Genomic DNA, 20,129 nt, shown 5'->3' on the forward strand with positions numbered 1-20,129 from the left:
GAACTCCCCGCCGGCAGGTGACCCAATCCCCCAGTAAAAGGGACCAAATCATGTCCGATCTCATGACCACCCGCGCCTCACTCCAGGAGACCATGACCTTTCTCGGCGCCATCGCCAGCGGCATCGAAGAGGCCATCGGCGAATCCGCCAACAGCATCACCTATCTGGCCGGCAAACGGCTCGGCATGCTGCTTTCCGCCGACATCCGAAAGACCGACGACGTGGAGGAGGCCCTGGAGGCGGTCCACAAAGTCCTTCTCGACAACAACTGCCTCTGGCACTTCGAACCGTTCAAGGCTCACGACCGGCCGGCCCTCATCCAACCCACCGACAGCGGCGACGAGGACCTCCAACTCGTCTTCCGGGACTGCATGATCCGCCAGTCCCTCTTCCGCTTCGGCCACCACCAGAAGGGCTCCCTCTGCACCATGATGTTCGGCTTTTTCTCCGGGGCGCTCCTGAACGTCATGGGAGTCGATTCCACCCTGGAGATCCTCCACGCCGGGGAAAACGCCTGCCTGAAACGGCTGGTGATCCACAGGAAGAAGGAGGAAGATCAGTGAGCACCATACCCATAAACCTTGAATGGCTGAGCGACTGCTCCGGTTGCCACATTGCCATCGTCGACCTGCACGAGAAGATACTTTCAGTCCTGGACTCCGTCACCATCCAGCGCTGCCCGGTCCTGACCGACGTTAAGGACTACCCGAAGGCGAAGGTGGGGCTCGTCTCCGGCGCCATCAGAACCGACCATGACCGCCACGCGGCCATCGAGATGCGCAAGAGCTGTGACCTGATCATCGCCTGGGGCTCCTGTGCCGTGTACGGAGGCATCGCCGGGGCCGGCAACGTCCACTCCCGCGAAGAGATCATGGACGCGGTCTACACCGGCAACAAGACAACCGGCACCCATACACCGCCAACAAGGGAGGTATCGCCCCTGGAGCCGACCGTTTCTCCCCTGGACAGCGTCATCGACGTGGACCTCTACCTCCCCGGCTGCGCACCGCATCCGGCCTTTGTCTTCGATGCCCTCCTGGCCCTGCTGGAAGGTCGCTCCCCCCGCACCGCCACCGGCGAATCGGTCTGCGCCCGCTGCCGGAGAAAGATGGAAAAGACAGAGGTGGACCGAATCCGGAAGAATTCGGAAGGGGTTCCCGACCCGGACCGCTGCTTCCTGAGCCAGGGATACCTCTGCATGGGATCCGTGACCCTCGACCGCTGCATGTCCCCCTGCCCCCTGAACGGCATCCCGTGCAGCGGCTGCGCCGGCGCCACCATGCAGGTGCTGACCGAGCCAAACCGGGACATCCGGACCGAGATCGCCGAGCGGATGTCGCGCCTGACGGAGATCCCCCGTGACGCCATAGTCCGGGAGATCGAGCGGACGGCCAAGACCCACTACTCCTACACCATGGCGACCCCCATGATCGGCGAGAAGCCCACCTTCCTGATCCGGAAATGGACCGACGAGGAACGAGACGACTATGAACAAGACCATAACCATTGACCCCGTAACCCGCATCGAGGGGCACGCCCGGGTATTCATCGACCTGGACGATGCCGGGGGGCTCAAGTCCGCGGGGCTCGTGGTGAACGAGCTGCGCGGTTTCGAGAAGATCCTGACCGGCATGGACGCGGACCGGATGCCGCTGGTTACGGCCCGCATCTGCGGGGTCTGCCCCACGGCCCACCACCTGGCCGCCAGCAACGCCCTGGACAACGCCGCAGGCGTGGAGCCGCCAACCGCCGCGAAACTCCTGCGGGAGCTCATGTACATGGGGCACCTGATCCACTCCCACTGCCTGTCGCTCTTCGTGCTCCAGGGACCCGACCTGGTCCTGGGGCTCGACGCCGACCCCGCCATCCGCAATGTGGTGGGGGTGGTGCAGGCGGTCCCCGACATCGCCAAAAAGGCCCTCCAGTGCCGCTCCATCGGCCAGAAAATCAACGAGCTGGTGGGAGGGCGGGGGACCCACCCCGTCACCTCGGTGGCCGGGGGAATCGCCTTTGTGCTGGACGCCGACCGGGAGCGCCAGCTGAACGCCTGGATCACCGAGGTCCATGGGCTTGTGCTGGAACTGGCCCCGGTGGTGAAGCAGCTCCTCATGAAAATGCTCGACTCCCACCCTGCCATGCTCAAGGAATGGGTTGCACCGGCCTGGAGCGTCGGGACAGTCAAGGCCGACGGCACCATCGCCCTGGTGAACGGCGAGATCCGCGCCGTGGACCGGGGAGGCGCCCTGAAAGCCCAGTTCCCCACGGCGGATTACGACTCTCATATGTCCGAATCGGCAGTGGAGTTCTCCTACATGAAGCAGGTCTCCTTTGTGGAGGGGGACAGCCGCCACGACTACCGGGTCGGCCCCCTGGCACGGCTCAACGTCTCCGACCGGTACGGCACCCCCCTGGCGGACCGGGAGCGGGAGGAATTCGTCCGGACCATGGGCCGCCCCTGCCACGCCAATGCCCTCCAGCCCTGGGCCAGGCTCATCGAACTTCTCTACTGCAGCGAGCGGGCGAAGGAAATCATGGCCTCCCCGGAGATCCACGGCGAGACCCGGGTGCCGGTGAAATTCTCCGGCGGAAGAGGGGTTGGGCACGTGGAGGCCCCCCGGGGAACCCTGATCCACGACTACGAGATCGACGAGAACGGCATCGTCCGGGCGGCGAACCTCATCGTGGCGACCCAGCAGAACTACGCCCTGATCAACACTATGATCGCCCAGGCCGCCACCTCCCACGTCATCAACCGCCCCGACGACCAGGCGCTCCTCAACGCCGTGGAATTCGGCATCCGCTGCTACGACCCCTGCCTCTCCTGCGCCACCCACGCCCTGGGGGCCATGCCCCTGGAAATCGTCGTGAACCGTGCCGACAGGCCCCATGTCATCAGGAGGAACTGCTGATGGTCGAGATAAAGCTTCATGAAGAAGCATGCCGCGGCTGCCGCATGTGCGTTGACATCTGCCCCACCAAGGTCTTTGCCTTCGACGAGGAAAAGCGGCTCTGCGTGACGGAGCACCAGGAGGACTGCATCGCCTGCCTCTCCTGCGCCTACCTCTGCCCCTCCGGAGCCCTGACCCACGACGACTATCACGTCGTGAAGAATTTCTATCGCGACCTGGCCTTCTGCGCCAAGATGGAGAAGTTCATATGAGCACTGCAACCACGGGACAGGTCACCCTTGAGGACCATGTGAGCGCCGCAACCGAAGTCGCCTTCCTCCTGGATATCTTTGCGGCCACCGTTGACAACATCATGGGAGGGGCCACGGCGTCGGTGGGAAGGATCGCCGGGCGGGAGATGGCGCGCAAGCTCCCGGTCCACCTGACGAATCCGACCCTGGACGAGGTGGTCGAGCTTCTCAATGGACGCATGAAAGCGGGGTATCAGTTCAGGCTGGAGGGAGAAGGGACGGAGCGCACCCTCCTCTTCGACCACTGCATCATGCGGGAAGTCTGCGCCAAGCGGGGGCTCGACATGGGGGCGGCTCTCTGCCGCCTGTTCCACGCCTACCTGGACGGCATTCTGAACGAGCTAATCTGCCGCCCGGTAAAATCGGAGGTCGTTTCATGCGGAAACCAGTGCCGTCTGAACCTCAAAACCCAGTAACGCCCGGCAAAGTGGTAGTAGTCTGCGTGGGGAACGACCTGGTGGCCGACGACGCCGTCGGTTTCGAAGTCTACCGGAAGCTCACGGAATCCCCCCTCCCGCCGGGGGTGACCCTCCACTATGCGGCCGTGGGGGGAATCGCCCTCCTGGACTACCTGACCGATGAAGACTCGGCCATGATCGTCGTGGATGCAGTCCAGTTCGGCGCTCCGACCGGGACCATCCACAGGCTCCGCTGGGATGAGCTCCCCGATCTCGGGCCGGGAGCCATATCGGCCCATTTCATCGGTCTGAAGGAAACCATCGACATCGGGAGGCTTCTCTACCCGGAACGGCTCCCGTCCACGGTGACGCTGGTGGGAATCGAGGGCTGCTGCTTCAACCGGACCCGCAGCGCCATGTCGCCTGAGGTGGCCGCCGCCATTGAACCGGCCGTTGCCTCCGTCCGGGAGCATCTTCAATCTCTCCAACAAGGAATCTGACATGAAGAGAAAAGTCGCCGCCCAAAACGTAGAAGAGACCAGCATGACGCTTCATAAAGAAATTCAGCGGCTTGCCGAAGCCATGGTGGACGGCAGGCTCGACGAACGGGGAGACCCGGCCCGATACGCCGGTGAAGACGCCGCCCTGATCCTCACGGTGAACCGGATGCTGGACACCCTGGTGACTCCGCTTCGCCTGGCCGCCGGCGCCATCGACGAGATCGCCCACGGCCGGATTCCCCCCTTCGTCATCGACGACTACTCGGGGGAATACAACAACCTCAAGCGCAACCTCAACACCCTCCTGGCCACCCTCTACGGCCTCCACAGCGAAACCCGGCACCTCATCGGCAACATCGGCGAGGGGCGGCTCCAGACCCGGGGGAACGACTGGGATTTCGAGGGGATCTGGCGGGACCTCATCAAGGGGGTGAACGGCACCCTCGACGCGGTAATCGACCCCGTTAACGAAGCGAGCAGCGTCCTGAAGAACCTGGCAGAATACGACCTGAGCGCCAGGATGCGGGGGCGGTATCACGGAGAGCACGCCACCATCAAGAAGGCAATGAACGCCACGGCGGAGTCCCTCCACTCCGCCGTCACCCAGATGGCAGAGACGGTGGACTTGGTCTCGGCCGTCGGCAGCCAGATTGCTGCCAGCAGCCAGACCGTAACGGACGGGACCAGGGAACAGGAAACCCAGCTCACCGAGGCGTCCGGCGTCCTCAACCACATCGCCGACACATCCCAGAAGAGTGCCCGGAACACCGCCGATGCCCGGCAGGTGGCCCAGCAGGCCGCAGAGTCCATCGGCACCGCGAAAACGGTCATGGACCAGATGCTTCATGCCATGGGTGAAATACGCACCTCCGCCGACAACACCGTCGGGATAGTCCAGCAGATCGACTCCATCGCCAAGGAGACCGACAAGCTCTCCGCCAACGCCACCAACAAGGCCGCCCTGATCCGCTCCTCGGCCAACGGCTTCAGCGTGGTCGCATCCGAGGTGAGAAGCCTTTCGAAAAAATGCGAGGAGTCGGTGTCCCTGCTCCACGATTTCCGGCGCCGTGTCACATTCACCCCCAACGCCGGCACCACCAGCACCACCGATGAACTGGTGAGCGAATATCTCGAACTCATCCACGACCTGAAGAGCGTCGCCTCAAATTCCGGGCTGCTGGGGGTGAACGCGGCCATCTCGGCAGCCCATGTGGAGGGCGCCGGCAATGACTTCCAGGCCCTGACCGAAGAGATCCGCGAACTGGCCAAGCGCTCCACCGACGCGGCCAAGCAGACCGACACCCTCATCAGGACATCAGTGGAACAGGCCCGCAAGGGGGAGGACCTTTCCCGAAGAATCGACGGCTACCTGACCACTGCGGTGACCGGGGCATCCACCATCAGCACCCTTACCGATGAAATATCCCAAAGCAGCCAGGAACAGGCCAGCGCCATCGAAGAGATAAGTTGTTCCGTCACCCACATCAACGACGTGACACGACAGAACGCCGCCTGCGCCCTCACGTCGTCCCAAGTGGCCCAGGGGCTGGGTCAGCAGGTGACAAAGCTGTCGAAAATGGTCAGCAAGTTCAAACTGGCGAAGTCCGCCGTATAATTGCGCGGCCTCAACAGGAACCCGGCAGACATTATCCGCCGTCGGACTGTAAACAAGCGGCCCTGGCCATAATCCTGCACGATTTTTGCATACATGAAAGATCTGTTTGGCCGCGAGACGGCAATTACCACTTATTTTGGAGGATACTTGTGAAAAACTGTAGTCTTGTATTGCTGGCCACGGCCTTGTTCCTGGGGGGATGCGCCAACTCGCTGCCGATCCAGAAGACCGTGGAGACCAATGTGGAGCGGGAGCTCAAGAGCTATAATCTTGACATCATGACGAGCGAGGGAAGCTCTGTTGTCAATTCCCCGCGCCTGCAGGTATCAGTTCAGGGGGCCAAGACTTTTACGGTAAAGAGTTTCGAGCACCAGGTCGCCTATGACGTTTTCACGCCCTATCAGGGATTGCGGGAACTGTATGAAATCCCGGTGGGGATTGCAACCCTGCCGGTGGCCGTAACGGTCAATATGGTGGATTTTCTCCTCCTGGGGCTCCTGCCCAACAGCTTTACCGATACGTTGCTGGATGTGAGCTTTGCCGGCCTGAACCCTTTCCTGAACATCGAGAGCGAGTCGCGGTTCAAAAAAGAGGTATTGAGCGAAGAGAAAAAGCTCCTTGACGAGAAGGAAGAGTTCGTCAAGAAGCCCCTTGCCGGAGGCACCCTGACCATCGCAGCCGGCACCGCCAAGACCACCCACACCCTCGATGCGAACGGCAAGGCGGAAATTCCCCTGCTGCCGATCGGCTCCGCCCTGACGGAGGGGGCGGAACACCTGCTGCTGGAAGCCGAATCTGAGGGGACGAAGGCGACCCTTCAACTGGAAATCGGCAGACAGCTTGAAGCACGCATCAAGCAGGCTGCAGCCATAACCGGAAAGTACGGTTCAGCGCTCTCGTCCGCGGCCTCCAGCGACACTAACGCCGTTCCTGACATCAAGGCCATGGCCACCGATATTGCGGCCCTCTCCAGAATGGGCTTCGATAAGGAATCCAAGGGGCTGGAAAAGATGTTGCTCCAAACACTGAAAGACAACGACCAGGGAGAGTTGCGCAAAGAAATAGTCAACGCCCTGCTGTAAAGACCACCACCACTTCCTGCTCCCATAAAGAAGGGGGATGCTGAAAAATCAGCACCCCCCTTTTCTGTGTTCCCAGCCCTAACTGCGCCCCAATCAGGACTTAAGATACTCCGCAATCTTCCCGGCCAGGGTCCGGTAGATTCGCAGGCACTCGGCCTCGTCCTTCTCCAGCAGCGTCACCCGGAAGCCCTGGAGCGGCGTATTGAATGATGACAGCGGCACAACGCAGATCCCAGTACTGGCAAGGATGTAATAGACGAACCGCTTGTCGGGAGAGACCCCGGGAGCATTCACCAGCTTTTCCACCAGCTCCCGCACCTCGGCGTTCTCGATGGGGAGGGACTGGCGGCCGGTGAGAAGGCCGTCCCGGAAAGCAACCGACATGTAGAAGGCGCCGTTGGTCCGGTTCACCATGAGTTCCGGCACCTCCTTGAGGCAGTCGTAGGTGATGTTGCTCATCTTCTCGTAGCGTCTGATCCGCTCCTGGAGGTAGGTCTGGTACTCCGGGTGCTTCATGATGGCCGGAATGCACTTCTGGGGGAGAGTGGTGGAGCAGACCTCGTTCATCTTGGCCGAGAGGATGGAGTTCACGTACTTGCTGAAGCGGTCATCCTTCCCGCCATTATAAACCTCGATCCAGCCGCAGCGGGAGCCGGGCCAGGGAATTTCCTTGGAGATTCCCTTCATGGCGATGGCCGGCACGTCGCCGATGACATCGGAAATGGGAACGGTGGTCTGGCCGTTGTAGGTGATGTTGTTGTAGACCTCGTCGGCAATGATGAAGAGCTCGTACCTGCGGGCAATGGCCACGATCTTTTCCAGGGTCTCCTTCGGGAACACCATGCCGGTGGGATTGTCGGGATTGATGAGGAGGATGCCGGAAATCTGCGGGTTGTACCGGACGTGATTTTCCATATCCTCCAGATCTGGGAACCAGTTATTGGCCGGGTCGAGCCGGTAGCAGACCGGCGACGCCTGGGCGTGGGCCGCCTCGCCGATGGAGTGGGTGGTGTAGGTGGGGGAAGGCATGAGGATGCGGCTTTCGTGGCGCAGGTTGCCGTACACCGTGGAGATGGCATCTCCCAGACCATTGAAGAAGATGATGTCGTCGGGGGTGATCCGGGCACCGCCCCGGCCGTTGGTGAGCCCGCAGATGAATTCCCGGGTTTCCAGGACACCACGGGTGTGGCAGTACCCCCAGGTATCGTTCTCCATCACCTCATTGGCCACGATCTCCTTCATCCAGCGGGGAATGTCCTCCCCCTTGACGATCGGGTCGCCGATGTTCTCCCAGTTGATTTTCACCCCGCGCTTCTGGAGCTTTTCCGCTACGTTAACGATATTTCGGATCTCGTAGGTCAATTCGCCCGCGCCGGGCGTAACCAGTTCGTTTCTCACGTTTTCCCCCTCTTTTTATCGGTTTATTGAATCCTGAAATGATTAAAGGCCGTGGGGGATGCCCACGGCCTTTTCGATACACGAAGTGTGACGATTCCTCACACGGCAGCGGGACACCATGCGGCGACGGACGCCGCGGCGATGATAGCTCGTGCTGCAATTGCGATGGAAACGATGTTTTTCTTCATAAGGGACTCGAATAACACAGGCGGTTGCCGGACGTCAATAATTTTTTGTCTTTCACTCCAGGGTGATGAGGAAGCGGCCATCCTCGTCCCTCCACCGCAACCATCCGATGACGGTCAGATCGATAAGGACCCGAATCCGGTCCCCCGCCACTTCGAGGATGCGCAAGCTGCGCTCGGGTGTGAGGGGCTCCAGTTCAGGCGCTGACTCATCCGGCCCGCTCCGTGGGACGTAATGACTTTTTTTCAGCCCCCTCAGGAGCAATGCCTGTTTTCCCTTGAGAAACTCATCCCATCGGAGGTAAGGCCAGCGGCGAAACGGCTCCACCCAGGCAGCGCGGCCGGCATCGTCATAGATGACCCTCATCCACCCATCCTTGAGGGCAGTGACCACAAGGGGAAATTCATCCGCCGGCGTCTTGAGGATAGACGCCAGATTAGGGCACGCCGCAACGTTCTTTTCGGCAATACGGCCTATCCCCGGTTCCCTGTAGAGAACAAGCACCGGCGGGGTTGTCGCGCCGGGGGCGGCACGAACCAGCAGGGCGCCTATGCCGGTGTCAGGCCGGGGAGGCGGGGGCGCCGCACCGGCTGCCGGCACAAATAATATGAAGAGCAAAAGAGGAATGATTTTCCGGAAAACGATCATGGTCAGCGAAACAGGGCGACAAGGGAAGCAAGATATGCGTTGACGCTACCATCCCCCTCGACGGGAGCCCATGGGGCCTTCTCCTCTGAGGTCAGGGGGAGGTAGGGGCCCCCCTTGGTCTCAAAGAATACTGTGCCGGGCTCCAGACTCAATACGGTGTGGAACTCGCCATGGGGAATATCGACGGCAACGGCATCATCGGCCTGCAGAAGGTGGGTGCCGGTCACCGCGCCCCCCTCGTCGAAGGCCACAACACCCAGCCGTCCCCGCAAAATCACCATCGACTCATCCTTGTTCGGATCCAGGTGTCGATGGGGCTGAATGAAGGAGCCGGGTTCAATGGCATTCAGGAGGCGGTGACAGCAGAAGGCATCATTGGGATGAAGGTTGTAATTTTTCCGCATGCGGACACTGTCACGGGCCTCTCCGGTCACCTGATCCATAAGGTCCTGGGTGATGATTTTCACAGGGTTCCCTAGCGGTCCGCGAGGGCGAAGAGATTTCCGTCAGGATCGGCAACCACCGCCATCTTCCCCCAGGGGCTCTGCTCCAGGGGCTGCTCGAACCGCACCCCGGCATCGGTCAGTTCCCGGCAAAAATTTTCGATATCCTTCACCCGCAGGGTAATGCCGGTATGGCGACCCGCCAGGGCTGTGGCCTCCTCGGTAAGGGCCATTGCCACCCCAAGGGTTGTCCCGCCCGAAAAGAACTCCATCATCGTCATTCCTTCCTGGGCAAGGGGAAGCTTCAACTGCTCCTTGTAAAACCGCTTCGCCACTTCAAAATCGCGCACAAAAACCACTATGTTTTTCATTGCTTCAACCATCGGAGCCCTCCGGAATAATTAGTCGTCCAATCGTGTGAAGATAGCAGAGGCACCAGCTGGCGGCAAGGGGGAAGTGGCTTCCGCAGATGGCGTGGCTCCATGCCCAGAACCACGGACTCCGGCCGCCCCTCCTGGAGACGGCTTGAATCAGCGGTCCCGCGGGGCCAATGCCACGGTAGCAGCGAATACCGCGGCGGCACCGGCCCCCTTCAGGACCCGGGCGCACTCAGCCAAAGTGCTGCCGGTGGTGGAAACGTCATCCAGAAGAAGTACGCGCCTCCCGGCAATCCGTTCGGGACTGGCCACGGCAAAAGCACCCCGGACGTTGCTGTGCCGCTCCGAAGCCGAAAGGGTCACCTGGGCGACAGTGGGGCGGACGCGGCGCAGGGTGTCGCGCAAGAGCGGCAGGCGCCATTCCCGAGCCAGGACAGCGCCCATGAGAACCGCCTGATTGAAGCCCCGCTCCCGCAGGCGCGAGCGGTGAAGGGGTACGGGAACCATGACGTCTGGAGCAACGGAACTGACAAAGGGGGTGAGCTGGCCAATGGCCAGAAGTGCCAGGGGGCGGCGCAGGTGGACCTTGCGACCGTACTTGTGGCGGTGAATCAGCTCCCGAATGGGGCCTTCGTAGAGGAGCGCCCCCCGCGCCCCGTCAAAGGGGGGCCGGGCCAAGAGGCAGGAACCGCAAAGGTGATCGATTCCCCCCTCCGTTCCGTGGGGAACTCCGCAGACCGGGCAGAGGGGGGAGTCGATGGGGGTCATGGCCCCGAGGCATGACTCGCAAAGATGGAGAGGCCCGGCCTCCGGCACCGGTTCCTTGCACAAATGACAGAGAGGCGGGAAAAGGACGTCGAGAAACGCCCGGAGCAACTCCATCTAGAGCCCCATGTCCTCGTTCACCACCAGCACGCGCAGGTCGGTGAGGCGGGGCTTGCGGTCGATGACGGTGGTAACGCGGCAGATGCGGTCGGGGGAGTTGCAGTCGGAACAGAACCCTGTGGTGCCGCAGGGGGTTTTGTAGTTGAGGCGCCGGGCGTTGGGGGGAGATGCCCACCCCTTTATCCGGTCGACGGCCTCCTGAACACCGCCGTCCACCAGCTTGTTACGGCCCGCCACAACGATCACCTTCTTGGGACCGAAAAACATGGAAGCGGCCCGGTTGCCGACCCCGTCGATGTTCACGAGCCACCCGGAGAGGGTAAGGGCGTTGGTTCCGGCAAGGAAGAGGTCGCAGGTGAGCTGACGGCGCATGATGGCCAGCCGCTCCTCCGGGGAGAGCCCCGGCGCGCCGTGGATGAGGAGCTCCTTCCCCATTTCCCGTAGCCCCTCGATCACCTGCAGATCCGCCACGGTCATGGAGCCCCCGAAACCCACATTCCCGGCCTCAGCCGCTTCGGCAATGATATAGTCGAAGGCCTCCTGCCCGGTGGCGCAATAGACGGCGGTAAAACCGTTTTTCTCCAGGGACTCCACCGCCTTGCGGCATTTCTGTTCGTGGGTCCAGTCAACGAGTTCAGTTGTAAGTGACATGCAAACACTCCTTTCGGTCAAAAGCAATTCACTACAGAAGGCACAGAGGAATTGACTCCCTGGAAGTTTTAAGGTTTCCTCTGTGGTTAAAGCTTTTCGTATGGTTTTTATGGGTTTTATTGCCCCAAAAGCCGCACATACTCGGCATAGGGTATCTGCGATTTCCAGTTCCCCGTGGCGCGCCCCACGAGCGATCCGCCAACGAAGAGAAACACCACCAGGACAGCGAAAAGGATGGCATTCACCACCACCTTCCTCCCCGTCAGCTTCATCTCCAAAGCTCCCATGGCCCGGCAGTGGCTCACGCAGCGCCAGCAGCCGATGCATTCCTCAGACATGACCCGCTCTTTTGCCATGACCGGAATATAAGACGGACAGACCTGGCTGCAAACCCCGCAGGAAACGCAGGTCATCTTTTCCCGGGTTACCTTCACCGGCGAGAGCATCGACACGAGCCCCAGAAGCGCCCCATAGGGGCAGAGGTAACGGCAAAACGGGTTCCGCACCGGGAGCGACAGGACGAGGAGCACGCCGATCACCGCGAGGGGTATCCCCGACAGGTGGAGGAAGAAGTCCAGGAGCCGCACGTCGGCCACCTTGTTGTAGTCGGAATAGATGAAACCTGCAACCGCACCGGCCGGCATGGACCAGAAGATGGAGTAGAGGAAAAAGATGAGGAGCAGGTACTTGGCCCCCCGCAGCGCCACGTCCAGCCACCGGGGGGGGCGGAGATTACGCTTGAAGAGGACGAACCCCCTCTTCCACAGGAGTTCCGACAGGGTTCCCACCGGGCAGATCCAGGAACAGAAGGAGCGCTTCAGGAGGAGCGAAACCGCAACCACCGTCACGAGAATCACCACCGAAGCCGGATGGACGGCATTGATTGTACCGCTTGCAAGCCAATCCTTCACTCCCAGGAGCCCGGCGATGGGGAGAAACCCCTCTACCCCGTCGGCCCGGGGCACGAATGGGGCAGCCCCGCCACTTCGGAAGTGGCGCACGAACAGGAAGAGCCGCACGCCCAGATAGATCATGAAGAGGAGAAAACCCCATTGAATGGCAATCCTGAGGGGCTGCACGTAACGCTTGCTCACGCCGTTACTCCTTAAGACTTATTATGTCGCATGACCGCGGTATCCTGTCATCATCGAACCAGAGGAGGATACCATGGAACCCATCGTTGTCTTCGGCGTCGCCCTAGTGGCATGGGGCGCCTATATCTGCATTGTGGACATGGTCCGGGATCGGGCGCCGGCCCGCATCGCCAAGAAGGAAAAAGCCCCGGCAAAGGCTCCCGTCAGGGGACGGCGCAGACCCGCTGCAGCTCCCGGTCGAGGAGGTGCCGCGGCTGCACGTTGGCCAGTGCCCGCAGAAGGCTCCGCTTGACGGCGGGGTTCTCCCGCTCCAGCTCCGTCAAAAGCTCCTTCATCCGCTTGCGCTGGATGTCGGCCCTGCCGCAGACCGGACAGCAGCAGCAAACCACGGGAAAACTGTTCTCCCTGGCAAAGGGGATAATCTCCCGCTCCTCCACATAGACCAGGGGGCGGATTACCGTGGTTTCGCCGTTGTCGGCCAGCATCCGTGGAGCCATGGCCTTGAGGGTTCCCACAAAAAACTGGTTGAGGAGCAGCGTCTCCACGAAGTCGTCCAGGTGGTGCCCCAGGGCCAGCTTGTTGCAGCCGTGCTGCTGTGCCAGGGTGTAGAGAACGCCGCGCTTCAGCCGGGCACAGATGGAGCAGTAGGAGGAGCCGGGGCGCCGCTTCTCCTTGATGATGTCGTAGTGGGTGGTGACCTCCACGTGATGGGTGAATCCATGCTCCTGAAGATGGGCCGCGATGACGTCGCTGCGGAAGCCGGGGTAGCCCGAATCGATGGTGAGCGCCACCAGCTCGTACTTCACCGGTGCCCGGCGCCGCAGGGCCTCCAGGACATGGAGGAGGGTGTAGGAGTCCTTCCCCCCCGAGACCGCCACGGCGACACGGTCCCCCTCCTCGATGAGCTTGAAGTCGGCGATGGCCCGGCCGACCCCGTTTTTTATCTTCCGATACCGCTTTTCGTCCACAAACTCCACTAGCACCCTCTCCTTCGACAATTTATCTACGGTACCCCACCGGACTTACCCAAGTCAAGACAGTGCTCCATTCCCTTTCCCTTGTTCCCCCGGGTCCGTCCTGCTATTATTCCGGTAACGTCTTTAGCCATCGGTTACCATGAAAAATTCACCGTCAGACATCATCGAAGTCGCAATCCCGCTCCCCCTGGACACCACCTTCCTCTACCGGGTGCCGGTGGAGCTCATGCCCCGCACCGAATTGGGGAAGCGGGTTCTCGTCCCCTTCGGGAGGCGCAGGGTTACCGGCTACGTCCTCGGTTTCGCCACGGGTGAAGAGCGGGAACTGCGGGAGGTGTGCGACGTTCTGGACGACACTCCCCTCTTCACCCGGAAGGAGCTGGAGCTTTACCGCTGGGCCTCCTCCTATTACCTCCATCCCCTGGGAGAGGTGATCAAAGCGGCATTACCCGCCGGCATCAACGTCCAGAGCCGCCGGGCAGATGCCAACGGTGACGGGGACGCATTAACCGGCGGCAAGCAGGTGAAGACTGAGCCAGTTTACGGCCCTGCAGCGGCACCTCCGGCTGTGGACGCACCGCGGGGAAAGGCATCTCTCATCCTCGATCACCTCAGGCAGGCCGAAGAGACAACGGCAGCAGAGCTACGAGGCATTTTCGGCGACTGTTCGCTCCAGCTCCGGCGGCTGCGGGAGCTGGGCCTCGTGGAGGTGGAGGCGCGGGAGATCTACCGGGACCCCTTCCGGGATGAGACGGTCACCCCCGACTCCCCCCTTGCCCTCAACGCTGGCCAGAGCGAGGCGCGGGACCGGATCGTGGACGCCATCGACACTGGTCGCTTTGCCCCCTTCCTCCTCCACGGAGTTACCGGGAGCGGCAAAACCGAGGTCTACCTGCAGACCATTGCCCATCTCCTGAACAAGGAGCGTACTGCGCTGGTCCTCGTCCCCGAGATCGCCCTGACCCCCCAGCTCGTGAACCGTTTTCGGCGCCGCTTCCGGTGCGGCATTGCCGTGCTCCACAGCGGCCTTTCCGACGGTGAGCGCTACGACGAGTGGCGGAGGATCCGGCGGGGGGAGGTTTCCATCGTCATCGGCGCCCGCTCGGCCATTTTCGCCCCCCTGGAACGAATCGGCATGATCGTGGTGGACGAGGAGCACGAGGCATCCTACAAGCAGTCCGAGGGATTCCGCTACAACGCCCGGGATCTGGCGCTCGTGCGGGGAAAGATGGAGCATGCCTGCGTCGTGCTCGGCACCGCCACCCCCCAGGTCACCACCTGGCATGCCGCCACCACCGGGAAGCTTGCCCTCCTCTCCCTCCCTGACCGGGTGAACGGCCTGCCGATGCCCCATGTCGAGGTCATCGATGCGCGGGGGCATAAAGGTGAAGCCATACTCCCCCCCCTGGTTGAGGGAATTGACGCCAACCTCGCCGGCGGCGGCCAGACCCTGGTCTTCCTGAACCGCCGGGGCTTCGCCACCTGGCTCACCTGCGAGGAGTGCGGCCACGTGCTCCGCTGCCCAAACTGCGCCGTCACCCTAACCTATCACCAACGAAGAAACCGCCACGTCTGCCACTACTGCGATTACGCCATCCCGGCTCCTTCGGTCTGCCCCGAATGTGGCAGCACACAGGTTACGCATCTCGGCCTCGGCACCGAGCGGATTGAAGAACTGGTGCGGGAGCGTTTTCCCGAGGCACGGGTCGATCGGATGGACCGCGACACCACCCGTGGCAAAGGTGGGCACGCTCGAATTTTGCGTAAAGTGGCCGAGCGGAAGACCGACATCCTCATCGGCACCCAGATGGTTGCCAAAGGGCATGACTTTCCCGGCATAACTCTGGTTGGAATCGTATCGGTGGAGTCAACTCTCAACATCCCCGACTACCGTAGCGCCGAGCGGACCTACCAACTTATTACGCAACTCATGGGAAGAGCGGGACGGGGCCTCGACGCGGGAAAGGTCATCATTCAGACCTTCAATCCCGACCACTACGCCCTCACCCACGCGGGCACCGGTCTACTCGAAAAATTCTACACCACGGAACTTGCCTTCCGGCAGGAGACCGGCTACCCGCCCTTTGTCCACCTGGCGGCACTCTGCCTGACAGGCACTGCGGCGCCATCCGTTGAGCAGGAATCAGCAGTTCTAGCCGGACATCTTCGCACCCTGCGTCGCGAACTAAGCTCCCGAGTGGAAATTCTCGGCCCGTCCCCCGCCCCCCTCACGAAGCTCCGGGGGCGATTCCGCTGGCAAACTCTTCTCAAGGCACCTGAGCGCCCGGCCCTCCACCGCCTTCTTGCCGCCCTCCGCAGCAGCTACGCTCCCCCCTCCGGCATCAGGCTCCAGGTTGATGTGGACCCAGTTGACCTCATGTGACTGCCGGCATAAGGAAGGGTTTGATTTTTTTCCGTTATCTCTCTATATTCATGAGAATAACAATTTTTAAAGGTGCCTGAAGATGGTTAGAAAAATCCTTGCTTACCCAGACCCTGTTCTCAAGAAAAAAGCCTTGCCGGTTGCGATTATCAATGACGCAACCCGCGAACTGGTCCGCGACATGGCCGAAACCATGTATGACGCCCAGGGGGTCGGCCTTGCGGCGCCGCAGATCGGCGTCAGCCAGCGGATAATCGTTATTGATGTTTCCCAAAAGGACGACCGGCCGGAGTTGATTGTCTGCATCAACCCGATGTTCATCCACACCGAAGGCGAGTCATACGAAGAGGAAGGGTGCCTCTCCGTTCCCAAATATGCTGCCAATATTCATCGCCACGCCAAAGTTGTTGTAAAAGCCCTGGATCTGAACGGAGAGGAAGTGACCTATAACGCCGAGGGGCTTCTTGCCATCGCTTTTCAGCATGAAATCGATCATCTTGACGGCATACTCTTCGTCGACCACCTCTCGCCCCTGAAAAAAGAGATGTTCAAGAAAAAATACCGCCGCATGCTTGAGGAAGGGTAACGATAACATATGTCCGGACTGCGCATCATCTTCATGGGTACCCCAGACTTTGCCTGCCCGATACTTGCAAAACTTATCGAACGCGGAGATAACATACTGGCGGTTGTGACGCAGCCTGACCGTCCCAAGGGACGCGGACAGAAGCTCCTTCCCCCACCGGTCAAGGTCCTTGCCGAAGAGCATGACATCCCTGTACTTCAGCCACCAAAAGTACGAGCCCCCGAATTTATCGCCCAAATCCGGGAATTGAACCCCGACCTGATGGTTGTTGTCGCCTTTGGCCAGATACTCCCCCAGAGCCTTCTCGACATCCCAAAGCATGGCTGCATAAATATTCATGCATCTCTGCTCCCACGCTATCGCGGAGCCGCTCCCATCAACTGGTGCCTTGTCAATGGAGAAAGCGAAACCGGCATAACCACCATGCAAATGGATGCAGGCCTTGACACGGGAGACATGCTCATTAAACGAGTTATCCCCATCGGACCCGACGAAGATGCTCAATCGCTCCATGACCGCCTTTCGCTTTTAGGTGCCGAAACCATTGACGAAACTCTTGACAGACTTGTCAACGGCACGCTTAGCCCCGAAAAGCAGGACGACTCCCTCAGCTGCTATGCACCGATTCTGAAAAAGGAAGACGGACTCATTGACTGGAACAAGAACCCTGTTCAGATAAAAAACCTCGTACGAGGCCTTACTCCTTGGCCCGGTGCATACACCACCATCGGCGAAAAAACCTTGAAACTCTACAAAGTCTCGGTTGCCGATGGAAACGCCACACCAGGCGAGATAATCTCCGTCGGGAAGAGCGGAATAACCGTTGCCTGCGGCTCGGGAAGCATTAGGATTGAAGAACTGCAGCTTGAAGGGAGAAAACGTCTTACTGCGGTAGACTTCCTCGCTGGTTATCGCCTGGACCAGGGGAGCCGCCTTGGCGATCCTCCCGAGGATTGCTAATGTCCAACAAACCGCCACAGAAACGTCTCTTCATATTTCTTATGGGGGTCACGTGCCTCTTGATTGTTGGTTTCATCTTCCTTTTCTGGTGGATACCAACCAAAGGTCTTGCCAACATACATCCGAGCCTCCCCCGCATAACAGCTATCCTGTTCGGCGGACTTTCTCTCGTCGCCCTTCTCGGCTCACTTGTTGTCGTACTGACTTCAGCGCTCGGAAAAGATATCTTCTTAACTCGCATTCTTCGCGGCGTTGTTATCAAGTTTCTTCTTCCCGCCATTGAACTCATTGGCCGTGCCTTCGGCATACCTACTGACACCATCCGGCAATCATTCATCGCAATGAATAACAGTCTTGTTCTTTCCCAGCGCTACAACATCAAGCCGGATAGAATTTTGATACTTCTGCCACATTGCCTGCAACTTTTTGAATGCGAAATAAAAGTCACCGGAAACATAAATAAATGCGTCAGATGTGGTCGATGCGACATAATGGGGCTTGCTGACCTGGCTCAAAAGTATAATATCAATATCTCTGTCGCCACAGGTGGAACCCTGGCACGCAAAGTTATCATTGAAAAGAGACCCCAAATCGTTCTTGCCGTTGCATGCGAACGGGACCTTACCTCGGGCATTAAGGATTGCTACCCTTTACCTGTCATTGGTATTCTCAATGATCGCCCATTCGGCCCCTGCTTCAACACAAAAGTCGATGTAGAAAAAATTGACCAGGCTTTAAAGTCTGTAATCTCCTAAACTTTAATTTCATAAAATCGATAGCCTATTAAGCTGTTATTCGATTCAGCCAGTCACTTCGTCTTCAGACAAGACGTCAACCGCTCAATGATGGACTTTAAAAGGTTTGCGCCGGTACTTAGTTATATTACTTTCGCGACTTCGATTCGAAATCTACGCTTGTAGCGATATCGTCGCGGCCCTCTTTGCTGCTTCGCATCACATAAACCAACTGGGTATGAAGCACAACCTCAATATCGATCTTCTCGAAGAACAGGAAATGAACCAGCAACTCGAAGAGGCTGAGGCAATCTAACTTCTCGAAGGCACTGCCAAAAACAAAAAAGCGAAAAACTCTTTACACTACCGCAATCTAACCTCTCGTAGCTACTACCTAAAGCATACAATCCAACTCTCTACGCCACCAACATCCCAGCGGGTTACTTGGGTACGATCATATTTTCAGGCCAACTGCGGTATTTTGCTCCCTTTAATACAAAAAAGGCCCCTTCGTTGAAGGAGCCTTTTTTGTATTAAAAACTATTATGTACGTCTAAAGCAGTGCCGCTTGCTGCGCAAGGTCAAGCAGGAATGCGGGAACTACCCCTGGGAGCAGAACGCCAATTACCGCAATGATAATACAAATGGCGACTGCAGGTGTAATCTTCATCCAGTCAAACTCCTCGACCGGATCCTTCATGTACATATAAACCATTACGCGAAGATAATAGTACACTGATGCTGCGCTGTTCAGCACACCAATAATGGCCAGCCAAACATATCCAGACTTCACAGCAGCAGCAAAAAGATAGAATTTCCCTATAAATCCAGCAGTCGGGGGAATACCTGCCAATGAAAAGAGGAATACAGCCATAGCTAAAGCAAGAATTGGGTGCTTGGTGCCAAATCCTGCATAATCCATAACATTTGTATTGGCTTCACCCTTCTTGCCAACAAGAACGATAATCGCAAACGCACCAATGTTCATGAAAGTATAGGAAAGCATATAGAACAGAATGCCCGCCGTACCTTCTGCACTGCCAGAAGCAAAACCAACAAGAGCATAACCAGCATGAGCAATTGAAGAGTAAGCCAGCATTCTCTTTATATTGTCCTGATTAAGCGCAATAAGGTTACCAACCGTCATGGTAAGTACTGCTAATACCCACAAAAGGTCAGACCAATCAGCTTTGAGGGCAGGGAACGCAATTAAGACAACTCGTAAGAAGGCTGCAAATCCTGCGGCCTTTGGGCCTGCGGACATGAAAGCAGTCATCGGTGTCGGAGCACCTTCATAAACATCAGGAGTCCACATATGGAAAGGAGCTGCTGCTATTTTGAAGCTAAAACCAACTGCCATCAACAACATACCAATAATAAACAGGGGGTTTTGTGCAACTGAAGAGTTTTGAGTTACATACTCAGCAATTTTAACAACACGCGTTGTACCTGTCGCACCATATGTTAACGCCATTCCGTAGAGAAGAAAACCAGTTGAAAATGCTCCTAAAAGGAAATACTTAAGTCCGGCTTCGTTAGATTTGATATTCGCTCTATTGAAACCAGCGAGTATGTAAAGGGAAACTGAAAGGACCTCTAACCCAAGGAAGATTGTCATTAAGTCGGTCCCAGATGCCATAAGCATCATACCGACCGTGGCGAAAAGGAGAAGTGGATAAAGTTCTCCTGAATTGCACTCCTCACGCTTAAAATATTGATCGGATATGAGGATGGTCATTGCAACCGTTAACAGGAAAATTCCCTTAAAAAAGATAGAGAAATTATCCATAACCACTGAGTCGTTAAACGACATCAGGTTGCTTCCCCATCCACCGATAAGCGTGAATCCTGCTATCACTATCCCTATGAGGCTCAGGTAGCCCAAATAGGCTTTGTGCTCACTCTTAACGAATACATTTACGAGGAGCAGCGCCATACCGAAGATTGAAAGTATAACCTCTGGCATGATTGGCGCAAAATTAATGGTTGGGATTACAATTGTTTCCATCTAGG

At 58.7% G+C, this 20,129-nt stretch carries 21 protein-coding genes; 12 read left to right on the plus strand and 9 right to left on the minus strand.

The features are described from left to right. Positions 1-50: 50 nt before the first annotated feature. The 8 genes from JZM60_RS04495 (at position 51) to JZM60_RS04530 (ending at position 6,794) form a co-directional block, all read left to right on the plus strand. Entirely contained in the window at positions 51-563 is a 513-nt protein-coding gene (locus JZM60_RS04495) for a hypothetical protein (protein ID WP_207164321.1), read from the plus strand. Beyond that, positions 560-1,510, plus strand: a complete 951-nt coding sequence (locus JZM60_RS04500; RefSeq protein ID WP_207164322.1) for an NADH-quinone oxidoreductase subunit B family protein — start codon at positions 560-562, stop codon at positions 1,508-1,510. The genes JZM60_RS04495 and JZM60_RS04500 overlap by 4 nt, the downstream gene beginning before the upstream one ends. Next, the gene (locus JZM60_RS04505; RefSeq protein WP_207164323.1) at positions 1,488-2,909 is read left to right on the plus strand and encodes a Ni/Fe hydrogenase subunit alpha; all 1,422 of its coding nucleotides are present in this window, start codon (positions 1,488-1,490) and stop codon (positions 2,907-2,909) included. The genes JZM60_RS04500 and JZM60_RS04505 overlap by 23 nt, the downstream gene beginning before the upstream one ends. Continuing rightward, the gene (locus JZM60_RS04510) at positions 2,909-3,160 is read left to right on the plus strand and encodes a 4Fe-4S dicluster domain-containing protein (RefSeq protein ID WP_207164324.1); all 252 of its coding nucleotides are present in this window, start codon (positions 2,909-2,911) and stop codon (positions 3,158-3,160) included. The genes JZM60_RS04505 and JZM60_RS04510 overlap by 1 nt, the downstream gene beginning before the upstream one ends. Further along, positions 3,157-3,615, plus strand: a complete 459-nt coding sequence (locus JZM60_RS04515; protein WP_207164325.1) for a hypothetical protein — start codon at positions 3,157-3,159, stop codon at positions 3,613-3,615. Before JZM60_RS04510 ends, JZM60_RS04515 begins: the two co-directional genes overlap by 4 nt. Beyond that, the gene (locus JZM60_RS04520; protein WP_207164326.1) at positions 3,576-4,097 is read left to right on the plus strand and encodes a hydrogenase maturation protease; all 522 of its coding nucleotides are present in this window, start codon (positions 3,576-3,578) and stop codon (positions 4,095-4,097) included. Before JZM60_RS04515 ends, JZM60_RS04520 begins: the two co-directional genes overlap by 40 nt. A 1-nt stretch (position 4,098) precedes the next feature. Next, positions 4,099-5,712: a methyl-accepting chemotaxis protein gene (locus JZM60_RS04525; protein ID WP_207164327.1), complete on the plus strand. Its 1,614-nt coding sequence runs from the start codon at positions 4,099-4,101 to the stop codon at positions 5,710-5,712. A gap of 149 nt (positions 5,713-5,861) precedes the next feature. Further along, positions 5,862-6,794 carry a hypothetical protein gene (locus JZM60_RS04530; protein WP_207164328.1) on the plus strand — a complete coding sequence of 311 codons (933 nt, stop codon included), beginning with the start codon at positions 5,862-5,864 and terminating at the stop codon, positions 6,792-6,794. A gap of 93 nt (positions 6,795-6,887) precedes the next feature. On the opposite strand, the gene JZM60_RS04535 is transcribed toward JZM60_RS04530, so the two are convergent. The 8 genes from JZM60_RS04535 to ttcA all read right to left on the minus strand — a co-directional run bounded on the left by JZM60_RS04535 (position 6,888) and on the right by ttcA (position 13,453). After that, complete coding sequence (locus JZM60_RS04535) at positions 6,888-8,192, minus strand: pyridoxal phosphate-dependent aminotransferase (RefSeq protein ID WP_207164329.1); 1,305 nt, start codon at positions 8,190-8,192, stop codon at positions 6,888-6,890. 240 nt (positions 8,193-8,432) lie between these two features. Then, complete coding sequence (locus JZM60_RS04540) at positions 8,433-8,996, minus strand: hypothetical protein (protein ID WP_241426369.1); 564 nt, start codon at positions 8,994-8,996, stop codon at positions 8,433-8,435. A gap of 32 nt (positions 8,997-9,028) precedes the next feature. Then, positions 9,029-9,493: a WbuC family cupin fold metalloprotein gene (locus JZM60_RS04545; RefSeq protein ID WP_207164331.1), complete on the minus strand. Its 465-nt coding sequence runs from the start codon at positions 9,491-9,493 to the stop codon at positions 9,029-9,031. Positions 9,494-9,501: 8 nt separating this feature from the next. Further along, complete coding sequence (locus JZM60_RS04550) at positions 9,502-9,852, minus strand: VOC family protein (protein ID WP_207164332.1); 351 nt, start codon at positions 9,850-9,852, stop codon at positions 9,502-9,504. Positions 9,853-9,999: 147 nt separating this feature from the next. Continuing rightward, positions 10,000-10,728: a ComF family protein gene (locus JZM60_RS04555; RefSeq protein WP_207164333.1), complete on the minus strand. Its 729-nt coding sequence runs from the start codon at positions 10,726-10,728 to the stop codon at positions 10,000-10,002. Beyond that, positions 10,729-11,382: a lactate utilization protein gene (locus JZM60_RS04560; RefSeq protein WP_207164334.1), complete on the minus strand. Its 654-nt coding sequence runs from the start codon at positions 11,380-11,382 to the stop codon at positions 10,729-10,731. Between the two features lie 116 nt (positions 11,383-11,498). Further along, on the minus strand, positions 11,499-12,476 hold the full coding sequence (locus tag JZM60_RS04565) for a 4Fe-4S binding protein (RefSeq protein WP_207164335.1): 978 nt from the start codon (positions 12,474-12,476) through the stop codon (positions 11,499-11,501). A gap of 203 nt (positions 12,477-12,679) precedes the next feature. Continuing rightward, positions 12,680-13,453, minus strand: a complete 774-nt coding sequence (gene ttcA, locus JZM60_RS04570) for a tRNA 2-thiocytidine(32) synthetase TtcA (protein WP_207164336.1) — start codon at positions 13,451-13,453, stop codon at positions 12,680-12,682. Positions 13,454-13,592: 139 nt separating this feature from the next. On the opposite strand from ttcA, the gene priA reads away from it, so the two are divergent. From priA to JZM60_RS04590, 4 genes are all read left to right on the plus strand, one after another. Further along, complete coding sequence (gene priA / locus JZM60_RS04575) at positions 13,593-15,836, plus strand: replication restart helicase PriA (RefSeq protein ID WP_207164337.1); 2,244 nt, start codon at positions 13,593-13,595, stop codon at positions 15,834-15,836. A gap of 82 nt (positions 15,837-15,918) precedes the next feature. Next, positions 15,919-16,422 (plus strand): peptide deformylase, encoded by a 504-nt coding sequence (gene def / locus JZM60_RS04580; RefSeq protein WP_207164338.1) that lies wholly within the window; start codon positions 15,919-15,921, stop codon positions 16,420-16,422. A 9-nt stretch (positions 16,423-16,431) separates the two neighbouring features. Further along, the gene (fmt, locus tag JZM60_RS04585) at positions 16,432-17,382 is read left to right on the plus strand and encodes a methionyl-tRNA formyltransferase (protein WP_207164339.1); all 951 of its coding nucleotides are present in this window, start codon (positions 16,432-16,434) and stop codon (positions 17,380-17,382) included. Beyond that, complete coding sequence (locus tag JZM60_RS04590; protein ID WP_207164340.1) at positions 17,382-18,137, plus strand: DUF116 domain-containing protein; 756 nt, start codon at positions 17,382-17,384, stop codon at positions 18,135-18,137. Before fmt ends, JZM60_RS04590 begins: the two co-directional genes overlap by 1 nt. 532 nt (positions 18,138-18,669) lie before the next feature. On the opposite strand, the gene JZM60_RS04595 is transcribed toward JZM60_RS04590, so the two are convergent. Next, a complete protein-coding gene (locus tag JZM60_RS04595) occupies positions 18,670-20,124 on the minus strand; it encodes an NADH-quinone oxidoreductase subunit N (protein WP_207164341.1) in 1,455 nt (484 codons plus the stop codon). Positions 20,125-20,129: the final 5 nt, after the last annotated feature.

The sequence above is a fragment of the Geobacter benzoatilyticus genome, assembly GCF_017338855.1.
Lineage (GTDB): Bacteria > Desulfobacterota > Desulfuromonadia > Geobacterales > Geobacteraceae > Geobacter > Geobacter benzoatilyticus.

Excerpts from the sequence above, each read along its gene's own strand:
- priA (WP_207164337.1), top strand. The coding sequence starts at position 13,593 with ATGAAAAATTCACCGTCAGACATCATCGAAGTCGCAATCCCGCTCCCC.
- JZM60_RS04590 (WP_207164340.1), top strand. The coding sequence starts at position 17,382 with ATGTCCAACAAACCGCCACAGAAACGTCTCTTCATATTTCTTATGGGG.
- def (WP_207164338.1), top strand. The coding sequence starts at position 15,919 with ATGGTTAGAAAAATCCTTGCTTACCCAGACCCTGTTCTCAAGAAAAAA.
- JZM60_RS04510 (WP_207164324.1), top strand. The coding sequence starts at position 2,909 with ATGGTCGAGATAAAGCTTCATGAAGAAGCATGCCGCGGCTGCCGCATG.
- JZM60_RS04595 (WP_207164341.1), bottom strand. The coding sequence starts at position 20,124 with ATGGAAACAATTGTAATCCCAACCATTAATTTTGCGCCAATCATGCCA.
- JZM60_RS04505 (WP_207164323.1), top strand. The coding sequence starts at position 1,488 with ATGAACAAGACCATAACCATTGACCCCGTAACCCGCATCGAGGGGCAC.
- JZM60_RS04495 (WP_207164321.1), top strand. The coding sequence starts at position 51 with ATGTCCGATCTCATGACCACCCGCGCCTCACTCCAGGAGACCATGACC.
- JZM60_RS04520 (WP_207164326.1), top strand. The coding sequence starts at position 3,576 with ATGCGGAAACCAGTGCCGTCTGAACCTCAAAACCCAGTAACGCCCGGC.
- JZM60_RS04555 (WP_207164333.1), bottom strand. The coding sequence starts at position 10,728 with ATGGAGTTGCTCCGGGCGTTTCTCGACGTCCTTTTCCCGCCTCTCTGT.
- JZM60_RS04560 (WP_207164334.1), bottom strand. The coding sequence starts at position 11,382 with ATGTCACTTACAACTGAACTCGTTGACTGGACCCACGAACAGAAATGC.
- JZM60_RS04515 (WP_207164325.1), top strand. The coding sequence starts at position 3,157 with ATGAGCACTGCAACCACGGGACAGGTCACCCTTGAGGACCATGTGAGC.
- JZM60_RS04525 (WP_207164327.1), top strand. The coding sequence starts at position 4,099 with ATGAAGAGAAAAGTCGCCGCCCAAAACGTAGAAGAGACCAGCATGACG.
- JZM60_RS04550 (WP_207164332.1), bottom strand. The coding sequence starts at position 9,852 with ATGGTTGAAGCAATGAAAAACATAGTGGTTTTTGTGCGCGATTTTGAA.
- fmt (WP_207164339.1), top strand. The coding sequence starts at position 16,432 with ATGTCCGGACTGCGCATCATCTTCATGGGTACCCCAGACTTTGCCTGC.